The sequence below is a fragment of the Ruegeria sp. BC8 genome (assembly GCF_056535705.1).
Genome location: NZ_JBQFIV010000002.1, coordinates 355,789 through 369,164 on the forward strand (window position 1 = coordinate 355,789; position 13,376 = coordinate 369,164).

Sequence of the window (13,376 nt, forward strand, 5' to 3'; positions counted from 1 at the left end):
CCTTTCGGATAGGGGGCCTGTCCCAACCCGCCCCGGCCTAACCCCTTGCGCAGCGGACAGCCCAAGCCGCATCCGTATATCAATCCTGTAAGAGAGGATTTGATATGCCGAACCAGAATTCCGACAACCAACAAACGCTTGCGCCAAACCGCCCTTGGGACTGGGCGCGCATCAGCCGCACGGACATCCGGTCGCTGGGATGGCGCCGCGTTCTCAAGGGCGGGCGGCTGACCGATGCGGGACGGCTGCCGCGATACGTTGCGTTGTTTCTTCTGGGATCCAGCTGCATCTGGGCCCCGATCAGCGGGTATCTGGCAACCGCGCCGGTCAAATACGCATCCCACGCCTCGTTGATCCTGCCGGGGTCGGGCGCGTCGGCCTCGGTCAATCTGGCCAATATCGGGCAGGCCTCGTCCTACGCCAATTCGGCCTTTGCCAACGGGTCGATCAGCCCCACCGAAACCTACAAGCGGCTGTTATCGGCCGATCGCATTCTGGATGCGGCCGCACGCGCCGTCGGGGCTGAGCGCGATGCGTTCGGCAAGCCGCGCATCCGCCTGGTGGACCAGACCAGCTTGATCCATATCGAAATGGAGGCCGCCAGCCCGGGGGACGCGCAACGCCACGGCGATGCCCTTGTCGCTGCGTTCTTTGCCGAGATTGACGCCTTGCGCGCGGACGAGATCGCCACGCGCGAGGCCAGCAACAGCGGCGCAATCGACGCCTATCAGCGCTCGGTTCGTGAAACCCGCGCTGCGATCGAGCAGTTGCAGCGGCAGAGTGGGCTGCTCTCGGCCGCCCAATACCGTGAGCAGGTGGCCGCGAATGACCGCGCGCGCCAAACGCTGCGGGCCGAGGAAAGCACGCTGGCCCGGCAGGCCGAGCGGGTCGCGGCGCTTGAGGTCGCGCTGGATCTGCCGCCGGATGCCGCCGCAGTGACGCTGAAGCTGTACGCCGACGCGCAATACATGTCGCTGCTCAAGGATGTCTCGGCCGGCGCGGCCAAGCTAGCGCAGGCCGATGCCAATTATGGGCCGCGCCATCCGGTCTATCGCGCAGCGCGGGACGAATATGACGGCGCACGGAAGGTTGCCGTCCTACGTGCGGCCGAGGTGACCGGGCTATCGGTCGATCAGCTCTCTGGTCTGGACCGCGCGCCCGAGGGAGAGCGTGCGCAGTTACTCAGCGAGCTTGTCCGCGAAAACGCCCTGCGCGCGGGGCAGGAAAAGCACGTAAAAACCCTCGCTGCACAGGTCACGGCCGAAACTGCGCGCCTGTCCGCGCTGGCGCCGGTGGCGGCCGAACTTGAAGACCGTCAAAGGGATTTTGCCGTGGCCGAAGCCGTCTTTGCCTCGGCCATCGCCCGGTCGGAATCGAAAAAGACCGATGTTTATGCCTCGTACCCGCTGATCCAGGTGCTGGAAAATCCGTCGCTGCCGGAGCGGCCATCTTCACCCAACAAGAAGTTGTCGATCGCGGCCGGGATTGCCGCCACGTTGATGCTTCTGATCGGGCTGACGCTGGCATGGGTCCGCAACCCGCTGATCTCGCGGCTGTTGAAAGACACAGGCGAGAACAAGGCATGAGCCAGGCCGCGCCGCAGAACCCGGCTGAGCGGCTTGTCTGGCGCGCGCTGGTCTGGACATGGCCGTTCTATGCCATCGGCGCCCTCTATGTCGTCGGGCCGGTGCTAGGATGGTCCTTGGCGGGGTTGGCGGCGCTGGCCTTGTATCTGGGGCCGGCGATCCGTCCGGATCTGCGGGCCACGGGGCCGATTCCGGCGCTGGCTTGGCTGTGGATGGCCGGCATGTTGTTGATGCTGTTTGCATTGTGGGCCGGCCATCTGGATTGGGGGCTGGGGCTGGGCAAGACCATCAAGTCCTCGATCGGCTGGGCCAAGGGCTGGGCGCTTATTCCATTGTTCATCCTGGCTGGGGCCGTGCTGCCGATCCGGCGCGAGGTTCTGGTGCGGGGCCAGTGCAAGCTGGGGCTGTGGACCCTGTGCCTTGCGCCCCCGCTGTTGGCTGCACCTTATCTGGGCCTGCCCAGCCAGATCTTCACCTCACCGCTCAAGGCGGTCGGTGGGCCGGGGCCCGAGTATTTCTCGGTCTATCTCTACACGATCGACCCAGCCAGTTGGACGCCCCGGTGGCAGTTCTTCGCGCCATGGTCGCCATTTGCCGCCCTGCTGGGGGTATGCATGGTCCTGTTCGCGCTCGAAGAACGGCACCGGGGATGGATGGCCGTCGGGCTAAGCGCGGGTATTCTCATGATCCTGGCGTCGAAATCCCGCATGGGGCTGGTCGGGCTGGTGGCCTGCACGCTGGGGCCGCGCCTTTTGCCGCTGGTGGCGCGCAGCATCGGATGGTTTCTGGTGTCGGCCGTGGCGACGGCGTCCGCGGCGTGGGGAGCCGCCGCGATCGACCTGGGCAACCAGGCGCTGCAGAATTTTAAATCGGCGCGCGCCAACAGCACCCGCGTGCGCGAAACCCTGCAACGCATCGCCTATGAGCGCTGGCAGTCCGACGCGCTGCTCGTTGGTCACGGAACCGTTCAGCCCGGTGCGCATTTGGTCGAGTACATGCCCATCGGAAGCCACCACACCTGGTACGGCCTTCTGTTCGTCAAGGGCATCACCGGCTTCGTGGCGTTTCTTGTCCCCTTCGCCGTGCATTTCGGCGTGGTGATCACCGACGCCGTCCGGTCGGCGCGCGGGCGCCTGCCGCTGGGCCTACTGATGACCCTGCTGCTGCTGACCTTCGGCGAAAACATCGAGATCGAGGCCTATCTGCTTTGGCCGGCGCTGCTGATGCTGGGGTGCCACCTGCGCGAAATAGCAGGGACCGGTGCTCAGCCGAGCGCGTAACCGGCCCCGCGTACGGTGCGGATCGGGTCATCCCCCCCACGCACCGTCAAAGCTTTGCGTAAACGCCCGATATGCACGTCGACGGTCCGGGTATCCACGTAGATGTCGCGCCCCCAGACCCGGTCGAGCAATTGTTCGCGACTCCAGACCCGGCCTGGCTTTTCCATGAAGGTCGACAGCAGCCGGAACTCTGTCGGGCCCAGCTTGATGTCCTCGTCCGCGCGGGACACGCGGTGCGTTTCGGCATCCAGGACGATGTCATCGTATTCCAACCGCTCGCCCACGGCTGCGGGGCGGGTCCGGCGGAACTGGGATTTGACTCGGGCCATCAGCTCGATCACCGAATAGGGCTTGGTGACATAGTCGTCGGCACCTGTCTCCAGCCCGCGCACCTTGTCGACCTCTTCGGATTTTGCCGAGAGCATGATCACCGGAATGGCACGGGTCGCGGCCGTCATCTTGAGTTGGCGGCAAATTTCGATCCCGGAAACGCCGGGCAGCATCCAGTCCAGCAGGATCAGATCGGGCGGCACTTCCTTGATCTGCAACAACGCCTCGTCACCGGTTTCAGCCTGGCGCACGTCAAAGCCTTCGGCCTCGAGGTTGTAGCAGATGATCTCGCGCTGCGCGGGCTCGTCTTCGACGACAAGGATCGATGGCGTTGGCATCACAGGACCTCGGTGGTTTCCGTTGGTGTCTTGTCGAGGCGCGGGCGGTCATCATCAGGCAACTGCCCACTGACAAGGTAGATGGTCTGCTCCGCGATCCCGGTAGCATGATCACCGATCCGCTCGAGGTTTTTGGCCACGAAATGCAGATGCATGCCCGGGGTGATATTGCCCGGGTTCTCCATCATATGGGTCAGCAGAGCGCGAAACACGTTATTGTACATCGCATCCACATCAGCGTCACGTTCACGGATGGCCTGGGCCTTGTCCGCGTCCCGCTGGATGAAGCAATCCAAGGCATCCGCAATCATGCTCTGCACCAGCTGGGCCTGACGCGCTATGGCCGATTTGACTTCGTCCAAACTCGCCGAGTCCGCCAGGGTCACGGCCCGCTTGGCGATGTTTTTTGCATGGTCCCCACTGCGCTCGAGCTGGTTGGCGATGGTGAAGGTCGCCAGGACCACGCGCAGGTCGATGGCCGTAGGCGCGCGCCGCGCGATGATGTTAGCGCTGTCGTTCTTGACCATCTCTTCCAACTCGTCGATGGCGCGGTCGGCCTTGACGGTGCGCGCGGCGAGTTCGACATCCTTGTTGCACAGCGCCTGAATCGCGTCCGACAGGCAGCTCTCGACCAACCCACCCATGCGCATCAGATGCGCCTGAACAGACTCGAGTTCCTGATCAAAAGATCGGACGATGTGCTTGTCCTTCATGGCGTCCTGGGTCATCCGATTCTCCCGGTGATGTAGGATTCCGTGCGCGGGTCTTCGGGATTGGTGAAGATGTGCCCCGTGTCCCCGTATTCCACCAAGCTGCCGAGGTGGAAGAACGCCGTTTTCTGGCTGACCCGAGCCGCCTGCTGCATCGAGTGCGTGACGATCACCACCGAGAAGTTCAGCTTCAACTCGTCAATCAGTTCCTCGACCTGGGCGGTCGCGATCGGATCCAAAGCCGAGCACGGCTCGTCCATCAACAGGACCTCGGGTTCAGTGGCAACCGCGCGCGCGATGCAAAGGCGCTGCTGCTGGCCACCGGACAGGCCGGTGCCGGGCTCGTGCAAGCGATCCTTCACCTCATCCCAGATGGCCCCACGGCGCAGGGATTTCTCAACGATCTCATCCAGATCAGCCTTGGTTCTGGCCAGCCCGTGGATCCGGGGACCATAGGCTACGTTGTCGTAGATCGACTTGGGGAACGGGTTCGGCTTCTGGAACACCATACCCACCTTGGCACGCAGCTGCACCGGGTCGATCCGTTTGTCGTAGATGTCTTCGTTGTCGATCCGGATGTCACCTTCGACCCGGCAGACGTCAATCGTGTCGTTCATCCGGTTCAGGCAGCGCAGAAACGTGGACTTGCCGCATCCGGACGGGCCGATGAAAGCGGTTACCGTCTTGTCGAGAATGTCGACTGATACGTCCTTGATTGCCTGGTTGTCGCCGTAAAAGACCTGGACGCCCTTCGCCTGAATCTTGATGGCGTCGACGGCGGTACTCGGCTCGATCTTGCTCATGTCGTTCATCATGATGACCCCTTTGCGCTTACCAGCTGCGCTCGAATTTGTTGCGAAGATAGATCGCGATTGCATTCATCGTGACCAGGAACCCCAGCAGCACCAGGATCGCGGCCGAGGTCCGGCTGACGAAGCCGCGCTCGGGGCTGTCAGCCCAGATGAAGATCTGCGTGGGTAGGGCGGTGGCACTGTCGAACGGGCCAGCCGGGGCCGAGGTGATGAACGCGTTCATCCCGATCAGCAGCAACGGAGCAGTTTCCCCCAAGGCCTGCGCCAGCCCGATGATCGTACCGGTCAGGATGCCGGGCATCGCCAGCGGCAGCACATGACCGAACACCACCTGGTGCTTGGACGCACCGATGCCCAGGGCCGCCTCGCGGATCGACGGCGGCACGGCCTTGAGCGCCGCGCGGGTGGCGATGATGATCGTCGGCATGGTCATCAACGCCAGCGTCATGCCACCCACAAAGGGGGCCGAGCGCGGCAGGCCGAACCAGCCGATGAACACCGCCAACGCCAACAGGCCGAAAACGACCGACGGCACCGCAGCGAGGTTGTTGATGTTGACCTCGATAAAGTCACTGACCTTGTTCTTGGGCGCGAATTCTTCAAGGTAGATCGCTGCGCCGATGCCCAGCGGGAAGGAAATCACGAAACACACGAACAGCGCCCAGAACGACCCGATCAGCGCGCCCTTCAGGCCCGCCAGTTCCGGAAATCGGCTGTCGGCATTGGTGACAAGGCCAGTGTTCAGCGGCTTGCTGATCACGCCTTCGGCCTTGAGCTGATCGAACCACGCGATCTCGGCATCGTTCAAGCGGCGGTTCTGCTCGGGCGTGTCGCGGTCGATGGTGCCCTTGTTCAGCTGGTCATACGGGTCAGATACCGGCACGGTCATCGTGATAGTCTGACCAATCAGCGCAGGGTCGGCCACCACCCGGTCGCGTAGATCAAACTGCGCTCCGTTGGACAGAATGCCCGACAGGGCCTTGCGGGTAGCCCGATCGCTAGTGTCCACGTCGGGCAGCAACTCGGACAGCGAGGCTTGCAACACGTCCTTGAAACCGCCCCTCGGCAGCTTTTCGGGCTCGATCTCCTCGGGGTCGACATAGACCTCGAGCGTGATCTTGGTCTGGGTGAACGCCTGGTATCCGGATGACACCAGCGAGGCCACCAGGATGAACAGCATCAGAAATGCAAACCCAATCGCGCCCAGGCCAAGGCCCTGCAGTATCTTCTGCTTGCGGTTGCGGCGGGCTAGGCCGGCGCGCACGGCGTCGGCGGTGTCTCCGCCTTTGGGCGAGTTGTTTTGTCCTGCAGTCAGGTCAGCCATGATTCTTGGCCTCAGTCATAGGCTTCGCGGTACTTGCGCACGATGCGCAGCGCGAAGACGTTGATGATCAGGGTGACGACGAACAGCATCATGCCCAAGGCAAAGGCTGCCAGCGTCTTGGGGTTGTCGAACGAGGTGTCGCCGATCAGAAGCGTGACGATCTGCACGGTCACCGTGGTCACGCTGTCCAGCGGGTTGATGGTCAGCGAGGCGATCAGGCCCGCCGCCATCACAACGATCATGGTTTCCCCGATCGCGCGGCTGACGGCCAACAGGATGCCACCGACGATGCCGGGAATGGCGGCGGGGAACAGCACGTTCAGAACCGTCTCGGCCCGTGTCGCACCCAGCGCCAGTGCTCCGTCACGCAGAGATTTCGGCACGGCTGACAGGGCGTCGTCGGTAAAGGACGAGATAAACGGGATCAGCATGATGCCCATCACGCTGCCTGCGGCCAGCGCCGTGTTGGGTGACACGGGAATGCCCAGCGAGGCTCCGAAACTGCGCATGGCCGGGGCCACGACCAGGATCGCGAAAAAGCCATAGACCACGGTTGGCACGCCGGCCAGGATCTCCAGCACCGGCTTGGCCACCGCCCGCAGGCGGTCGGGTGCGAATTCGTTCAGGTAGATGGCCGACAACAGGCCCACCGGAACCGCCAGGAACAGCGCGACAACGGTGATGACGATGGTGCCGAGGATGACCGGAAGCCAACCGAAGGCACCTTCGGCCGCAATCTGGTCCTCGCGCAGAGGAATCTGCGGTTCCCAGTTCAGCCCGAAGAAGAACTCGGTGATCGGCACCATCTCGAAAAATCGGATGGATTCGAACAGCAGCGCGGCAATGATGCCGACGGTCGTAAAGATGGCGACGGTCGAACAGAAGATCATCAGGCCGGAAACGATGCGTTCCACACTGTGGCGGGCGCGGAATTCGACGCCGACACGCGACCGGGCAAATGCCACGATGGCCAGTGACAGAATGACAACGATCGACAGCAGAACCCATCCCGACATCTGATGCAGTTCAAGATACCGCTGGGCCGCGTCCATCTTCCACTGTTCCGGCTCGCCGAAGATCTGCCCGCGCGAGATCGACTTGATCTCGGCCAGCACCAGCTGGCGCCCGCCAGTGTCCAATCCGTCAAGGCTGCCGGCAGGCAGGCCCGACATGACCACATGGTCGATCACCGGCCCCTGCAAGATCAGCCAAAGTACGATCAGCACAAAGACTGGAACCAGCGTGGACAGAAAAGAAAACAGCCCGTGATAGCCGGGCAGGGAGTGCAGGGACGTCCCATCTGCGCGCAGACCGGCCGCAGCCCGTCTGTTCAGCAAATATCCAAGGATACTGACGCCCAACAGCGCCGCAAACACGAAAGTAGTCATCTGCCCCCCAGGCACAAAAATGGGCTGCCCGGTTTCGCGGCCGGACAGCCCTGTGAATTGCAAATCTTACGACTTGGGTTCCATGTTCTGGCCGTCCAGAATTGCGTCCTGCAGCTCTTCACGGCGCTCGTCGGACAGGCCAACCAGACCACGTTCGGCCAGGTAGCCGTCGGATGCCAAAGCATCATCCGACATGTATTCTTCCAGGAACTCGTCCAGGTTCGGGATCACGCCGCGATGCGCATTCTTTACATAGAAGTACAGCGGGCGGGACACCGGATAGGATTTGTCGGCGATGGTGTCGGCATTCGGCTCGACGCCTTCGATCGTGACCGGCTTCAGCTTGTCCAGGTTCTCGTACAGGAACGAGTAGCCGAAGATGCCCACGGCGTTCGGGTCCGCCTCAAGGCGCTGAACGATCAGGTTGTCATTCTCGCCCGCTTCGACGAAGGGTCCGTCGGTACGCATGCGCGAGCAGTTTTCCTTGACCCATTTCTTGTCGAAGTCACCGCTCTTGACGAAGTCCAGCTCTTTGCAGCCTTCATGCATGGCCAGCTCGACGAACGCGTCGCGGGTGCCCGAGGTCGGCGGCGGTCCATAAGCCAGGATTTCCACGGCCGGCAGGTCGGGGTTGATTTCGTTCCAGGTCTTGTACGGGTTGTCCTTCCACTCGCCATCAACCGGCACCTGGGCGCCGAGAGCCATGTAGATGTCGGCCAGCGACAGGTCCCAATCCTGTTCATTGCTGCGCGAGATGGCGATCGACAGGCCGTCGAAACCGATCAGAGCTTCAGAGATGTCGGTCACGCCGTTCTTTTGGCACAGCTCGTATTCCGAGGCCTTCATAGCACGCGATGCGCCGGTGATGTCGGCAGTGTTTTCGCCGATGCCTTCGCAGAAGATTTTCATGCCGCCGCCGGTACCGGTCGATTCGACGATGGGCGAAGTAGCGCCCGTGTTGTTGGCGAACTGCTCGGCCACGGCTTGGGTGTACGGGAATACGGTCGACGATCCGACGATACGGATGGCGTCGCGCGCCGAGGCAGCGGACGCGGCGATCGCGGTGATTGCCAGAACCGAAGCGGTCAGTTTGATGGTGGTCATGGTCACTCCTGAGAATCAGCTTTGGCCGCCCCCTGCGGCCTTGTTGAGTGCAGTAGTCCGGGCGTGCGAAGCTTATGTAACGCTTTCGTAACAGTTTTATGACAACCCACCCGGGGCGGTTCAAAAACTCGTCTGATCCAGATGCGCGGCTTTCGGCAGCCGTTTGTGCACGACCTCAAAACACCAGTTGCGACAAGGTTTTGCGTCAAACGAACAAGTGAATGGACTCGGGGTCTGTTTCAGGGAATCGTTTAGTCCGATCTTTTTTCTTGCTGCCACGGCAAGGCGACTGGAGGTGCAGACATGCTGACCAGAAGACATTTTGTTGCGACTTCGCTTGCTGTTTTCTCGCAACCGATTCTTGGCGCGACATCGGCCGAAGCGTCGACCGCATCTCAATGGGCGGCTTGGGACAGGCAGGTGACGCCGGCCAACTATGACCCGGCCACCTCGAACCCTTGGGGGCTGAATCCCCGGTTTCTGCCGCAACGGGTCGAGACCAACCGGTCGCTGGTGCCCGGTGACATTCACGTGGATGCGGTCGCGCGCTACCTGTATTTCATCGAAGAGGGCGGAACCGCGATGCGATACGGCGTGGCGATCGCCCGTGGCAATCTCTACGAACCCGGGACCTACACGATCCGGCGCAAGGCCAAATGGCCGCGTTGGACCCCAACCGCGGACATGATCAAACGTGATCCGCAGGACTATGCGCAGTTTGCCGACGGAATGCCCGGCGGACCCAACAACCCCTTGGGCGCACGCGCTTTCTACCTGTTTCAGGGCAATCGCGACACATATCTGCGCATCCACGGAACACCCTATTCCCGGTCTATCGGCGGGCGGGCAAGCTCAGGCTGTGTGCGCATGGTCATGGCCCATATCATAGGCCTGTATGACCGGGTGCAGCCGGGTGCGACGGCACATCTATACCCACCCGAAAGATTTGCGACTGCCAGCAGCTGATCCGTCACGCCCGGGCGCAGATCGGGCGGCCATCGGCGGTTCTCAGCGGTAGGTATGTCGTTTCGACCGGACCCACGTACCGGTACCAGTAACAACCGTCTTCGGGCATGATCCGAACGGCGGTCAGGTCCTGCCCCGGCGCGGCGATTTCGACCACGCCCTCGGGCACTTTGGCAAGATCACCGGGGGCTTTGTCGCCGGATATCGACGTGGTCTCGGTACAGGCGGCAATCAGGGACAGCGCGCATAGCCCAATCAATGCTTTCCTCGTTGTCATGCCGCACCTTTCCGATTCACAAGTGATTCTATTTGCGTGATACCCTCGCATCCAAGCGATCCTGCTTCAATTGACCAAGAATCCGTCGCCATCCATCGTTGCCCTGTTGCCGCCGGAGCACAGCCGCAAACTGCTCTTGCCCGGACGCGATGGTTTGCTTGGTGTGCAGAGATATCCCGCAGAGGGCCTTGACCTTCCACTTGCTGGAACCCTTATGTACAGGGTCGACCGAATAATCGTGGTGACGACATGGCCAATATTTCACATGCCAAATTTCAGGTTCAGGGGATGAGTTGCGCGTCTTGCGTGGCCCGGGTTGAGCGTGCGCTCAGCGCGGTTCCGGGCGTCGACTTGGCTGCAGTAAACCTGGCGAATGAGAGCGTCCAGGTGGATTTCCATGCTCCGGCTGATGTCAAATCCATCGCACAGGCGATGGAGGCGGCGGGCTATCCAGCCGTGACCGAGACCGTCACGCTCAACATCCAGGGCATGAGCTGTGCTTCATGTGTCGGACGGGTCGAGAAGGCTTTGCTTGCCGGGCAGGGGGTGCTGGCGGCGTCGGTCAACCTCGCCTCGGAAAGCGCGACCGTACATTTTGCAACGGGCGCCACGACACCTGAAGCCATTGCTGCACTGGCCAACGCGGCCGGGTACCCGGCGACGCCGCGCAACTCGGCTCAGGCAGCGGCGCAGGATCGCAAAGCTGGCGAAATCCGTAAACTGGCACTGCGAACGGGGTTTGCGGCAATCCTGGCCTTGCCGGTTTTCATCCTTGAAATGGGCGCGCATGTCATTCCCGGCATGCATCATCTGATTGCAAGCACCATCGGCCTGCAAGCCAGCCATTACATTCAGTTCGTCTTGACGACACTGGTCCTGTTCGGGCCCGGTCTTCAATTCTACACCAAGGGCTTTCCAGCACTTGCCAAAGGCGCGCCAGACATGAATTCGCTGGTCGCTTTGGGCACGTCGGCGGCTTATGGGTTCTCGCTGATCTCGACCTTTGCGCCCGAAATCCTTCCGGCCGGCACCGCCAATGTCTATTACGAGGCGGCCGCGGTCATCGTGGTTCTGATCTTGCTGGGCCGCTTCCTTGAGGCACGCGCCAAAGGCCGCACCGGCGAGGCGATCCGCAAGCTGGTCGGCCTGCAGGCCAAAACCGCGCGGGTCGAACGGGAGAACCGCATCGTCGAACTGCCCATTGATCAGATCGCAGTGGGCGATCTGGTTCACGTGCGGCCCGGCGAAAAGATCCCGGTTGATGGCTCAGTGCTGAGCGGCACTTCGTATGTCGACGAAAGCATGATCACGGGTGAGCCGGTTCCAGTCGAGAAATCCTCTGACGCAACCGTCGTAGGTGGCACCGTGAACGGTACCGGAGCGTTGACCGTCCGCGCCGAAAAGATCGGAGCGGATACAATGCTGGCGCAGATCATTCAGATGGTCGAACAGGCTCAGGGCGCGAAACTGCCCATTCAGGGCTTGGTTGACCGCATCACCCTTTGGTTTGTTCCCGCGGTAATCGCAGTGGCGGTCGTGACAGTCCTTGTTTGGTTGCTGTTCGGACCGGACCCGGCGCTCAGCATGGCTCTGGTTGCCGGGGTCGCGGTGCTGATCATTGCCTGCCCCTGCGCAATGGGTCTGGCTACGCCGACATCGATCATGGTGGGCACGGGGCGCGCTGCGGAAATGGGCGTTCTGTTCCGCAAGGGCGACGCGCTGCAGATGTTGCAGGAAACCACTGTTGTAGCGGTGGACAAGACCGGCACCCTGACCGAAGGCCGCCCGGAACTGACTGATCTTGTGGTCCCCCAAGGGCTGGATGAGGACACCGTCCTGCGCCTGGTCGCAGCCGTCGAGGCCACTTCGGAACATCCGATCGCCACCGCCATAGTGCTCGCGGCCGAGACACGCGGCCTGAATCTGCCTAAACCCGAGGATTTCAAGTCGATCACCGGCTATGGGGTTCAAGCGGCCGTCGAAGGGCAGAGCATCCTCATCGGTGCCGATCGTCTGATGGAGCGCGAAGGCATCGACATCAGCGCGCTGTCAGATCACGGCGCGTCGCTGGCCGCCAAAGGCAGAACACCGCTCTACGCCGCAATCGACGGAACCGCAGCCGTCGCAATCGCGGTGGCCGACCCGATCAAGCCCAGCACACCGGAGGCCATCGAAGCCTTGCACGCGCTGGGGCTCAAAGTGGCGATGATCACGGGCGACAACAGGGCGACGGCCGATGCCATCGCGGCACAGCTTGGGATCGACACCGTGGTCGCCGAAGTCCTGCCCGAAGGCAAAGTGGCTGCACTGGATAACCTGCGGGTGAACGGCGGCAAGTTGGCCTTTGTCGGCGATGGGATCAACGATGCTCCGGCGCTGGCGGCCGCGGATGTCGGAATTGCCATAGGCACCGGGACCGACGTTGCGATCGAGGCCGCAGACGTGGTGCTGATGTCGGGCGATCTGATCGGCGTGGTCAACGCCTTCGATATCAGCCAGCGCACCATGCGCAATATCCGGCAGAACCTGTTCTGGGCCTTTGGCTACAACACGCTGCTGATCCCGGTGGCCGCGGGAGTTCTCTATCCCTTTGGCGGACCCTTGCTGTCCCCGGTTTTGGCGGCTGGCGCCATGGCGCTGTCCAGCGTGTTCGTCTTGTCAAACGCATTGCGGCTGCGTTGGGTCAAGGCGGCCCGGCCGCCGAGCGGATCCGACCGCAAACCGCAGACCATTGCACACGCACCCACACCCGCCGAATAGGAAAGGAGCCGCCATGAACATCGGGGACGTCGCCGAACGCTCGGGTTTGCCGGCCAAGACCATCCGGTATTATGAGGATATCGGTTTCATCAAACCCAGACGCTCGACCAATGGATACCGCCATTTCGACGAGAAAGAACTGCACAAGCTGGCGTTCATCGGGCGCGCGCGGTCGCTGGGGTTCACCATCGAAGACTGCCGCTCGCTTCTGGCGCTGTACGAGGACAAGCACCGCGCCAGCGCGGACGTCAAGCGGATCGCCAAACAGAACCTCGAAGAGATCGATGCCAAGATCGAAGGTTTGAAAGCCATGCGCGAAACACTGTCGCACCTGATCCAAGAATGCGCCGGAGATGACCGCCCGGATTGTCCGATCCTCAAGGATCTGGGTCGCGACTGACAGGATAGACCCGAGGCACCTTCGGGCGCTTTCCCTTGATCGCGACCACGGTTCTGTCCTAGGCCATGCGGCAGGTGCACAGGACGCGTTGTTACGAACGT

Annotated in this window: 12 protein-coding genes; 5 read left to right on the plus strand and 7 right to left on the minus strand. The window is 62.2% G+C overall.

The genetic code is table 11. From position 1 onward, the window contains the following. Nucleotides 1-104: 104 nt before the first annotated feature. Together ACR3EK_RS18835 and ACR3EK_RS18840 are read left to right on the plus strand one after the other, a co-directional pair. A complete protein-coding gene (locus ACR3EK_RS18835) occupies nt 105-1,586 on the plus strand; it encodes a GumC family protein (protein ID WP_480634237.1) in 1,482 nt (493 codons plus the stop codon). Continuing rightward, a complete protein-coding gene (locus ACR3EK_RS18840; protein WP_480634238.1) occupies nt 1,583-2,866 on the plus strand; it encodes an O-antigen ligase domain-containing protein in 1,284 nt (427 codons plus the stop codon). The genes ACR3EK_RS18835 and ACR3EK_RS18840 overlap by 4 nt, the downstream gene beginning before the upstream one ends. Here the strand turns inward: ACR3EK_RS18840 and phoB are convergent. The 6 genes from phoB to ACR3EK_RS18870 all read right to left on the minus strand — a co-directional run bounded on the left by phoB (nt 2,851) and on the right by ACR3EK_RS18870 (nt 8,872). Then, on the minus strand, nt 2,851-3,534 hold the full coding sequence (phoB, locus tag ACR3EK_RS18845) for a phosphate regulon transcriptional regulator PhoB (protein WP_480634239.1): 684 nt from the start codon (nt 3,532-3,534) through the stop codon (nt 2,851-2,853). The two genes, ACR3EK_RS18840 and phoB, sit on opposite strands and share 16 nt — an antisense overlap. Beyond that, on the minus strand, nt 3,534-4,262 hold the full coding sequence (gene phoU, locus ACR3EK_RS18850) for a phosphate signaling complex protein PhoU (protein ID WP_480634240.1): 729 nt from the start codon (nt 4,260-4,262) through the stop codon (nt 3,534-3,536). Before phoU ends, phoB begins: the two co-directional genes overlap by 1 nt. After that, entirely contained in the window at nt 4,259-5,056 is a 798-nt protein-coding gene (pstB, locus tag ACR3EK_RS18855; RefSeq protein ID WP_093963750.1) for a phosphate ABC transporter ATP-binding protein PstB, read from the minus strand. The genes phoU and pstB overlap by 4 nt, the downstream gene beginning before the upstream one ends. 19 nt (nt 5,057-5,075) lie before the next feature. Beyond that, a complete protein-coding gene (gene pstA, locus ACR3EK_RS18860; RefSeq protein ID WP_480634241.1) occupies nt 5,076-6,380 on the minus strand; it encodes a phosphate ABC transporter permease PstA in 1,305 nt (434 codons plus the stop codon). Nucleotides 6,381-6,391: 11 nt separating this feature from the next. Beyond that, nucleotides 6,392-7,768, minus strand: a complete 1,377-nt coding sequence (gene pstC / locus ACR3EK_RS18865) for a phosphate ABC transporter permease subunit PstC (protein WP_244952436.1) — start codon at nt 7,766-7,768, stop codon at nt 6,392-6,394. 66 nt (nt 7,769-7,834) lie between these two features. Continuing rightward, on the minus strand, nt 7,835-8,872 hold the full coding sequence (locus tag ACR3EK_RS18870; RefSeq protein ID WP_480634242.1) for a substrate-binding domain-containing protein: 1,038 nt from the start codon (nt 8,870-8,872) through the stop codon (nt 7,835-7,837). 303 nt (nt 8,873-9,175) lie between these two features. On the opposite strand from ACR3EK_RS18870, the gene ACR3EK_RS18875 reads away from it, so the two are divergent. Further along, nucleotides 9,176-9,838 (plus strand): L,D-transpeptidase, encoded by a 663-nt coding sequence (locus ACR3EK_RS18875; protein WP_093963303.1) that lies wholly within the window; start codon nt 9,176-9,178, stop codon nt 9,836-9,838. Nucleotides 9,839-9,842: 4 nt separating this feature from the next. Here the strand turns inward: ACR3EK_RS18875 and ACR3EK_RS18880 are convergent, their stop codons facing one another. Then, entirely contained in the window at nt 9,843-10,115 is a 273-nt protein-coding gene (locus tag ACR3EK_RS18880; RefSeq protein WP_480634243.1) for a hypothetical protein, read from the minus strand. 249 nt (nt 10,116-10,364) lie between these two features. Between ACR3EK_RS18880 and ACR3EK_RS18885 the strand changes: the two genes are divergently transcribed. Continuing rightward, a complete protein-coding gene (locus ACR3EK_RS18885; RefSeq protein WP_480634244.1) occupies nt 10,365-12,875 on the plus strand; it encodes a heavy metal translocating P-type ATPase in 2,511 nt (836 codons plus the stop codon). Between the two features lie 13 nt (nt 12,876-12,888). Next, a complete protein-coding gene (cueR, locus tag ACR3EK_RS18890) occupies nt 12,889-13,275 on the plus strand; it encodes a Cu(I)-responsive transcriptional regulator (protein ID WP_093963300.1) in 387 nt (128 codons plus the stop codon). Nucleotides 13,276-13,376 lie beyond the last annotated feature (101 nt).

Coding starts and splice junctions, on each gene's coding strand:
- ACR3EK_RS18835 (WP_480634237.1), top strand. CDS start 105: ATGCCGAACCAGAATTCCGACAACCAACAAACGCTTGCGCCAAACCGC.
- ACR3EK_RS18840 (WP_480634238.1), top strand. CDS start 1,583: ATGAGCCAGGCCGCGCCGCAGAACCCGGCTGAGCGGCTTGTCTGGCGC.
- phoB (WP_480634239.1), bottom strand. CDS start 3,534: ATGCCAACGCCATCGATCCTTGTCGTCGAAGACGAGCCCGCGCAGCGC.
- phoU (WP_480634240.1), bottom strand. CDS start 4,262: ATGACCCAGGACGCCATGAAGGACAAGCACATCGTCCGATCTTTTGAT.
- pstB (WP_093963750.1), bottom strand. CDS start 5,056: ATGAACGACATGAGCAAGATCGAGCCGAGTACCGCCGTCGACGCCATC.
- pstA (WP_480634241.1), bottom strand. CDS start 6,380: ATGGCTGACCTGACTGCAGGACAAAACAACTCGCCCAAAGGCGGAGAC.
- pstC (WP_244952436.1), bottom strand. CDS start 7,768: ATGACTACTTTCGTGTTTGCGGCGCTGTTGGGCGTCAGTATCCTTGGA.
- ACR3EK_RS18870 (WP_480634242.1), bottom strand. CDS start 8,872: ATGACCACCATCAAACTGACCGCTTCGGTTCTGGCAATCACCGCGATC.
- ACR3EK_RS18875 (WP_093963303.1), top strand. CDS start 9,176: ATGCTGACCAGAAGACATTTTGTTGCGACTTCGCTTGCTGTTTTCTCG.
- ACR3EK_RS18880 (WP_480634243.1), bottom strand. CDS start 10,115: ATGACAACGAGGAAAGCATTGATTGGGCTATGCGCGCTGTCCCTGATT.
- ACR3EK_RS18885 (WP_480634244.1), top strand. CDS start 10,365: ATGGCCAATATTTCACATGCCAAATTTCAGGTTCAGGGGATGAGTTGC.
- cueR (WP_093963300.1), top strand. CDS start 12,889: ATGAACATCGGGGACGTCGCCGAACGCTCGGGTTTGCCGGCCAAGACC.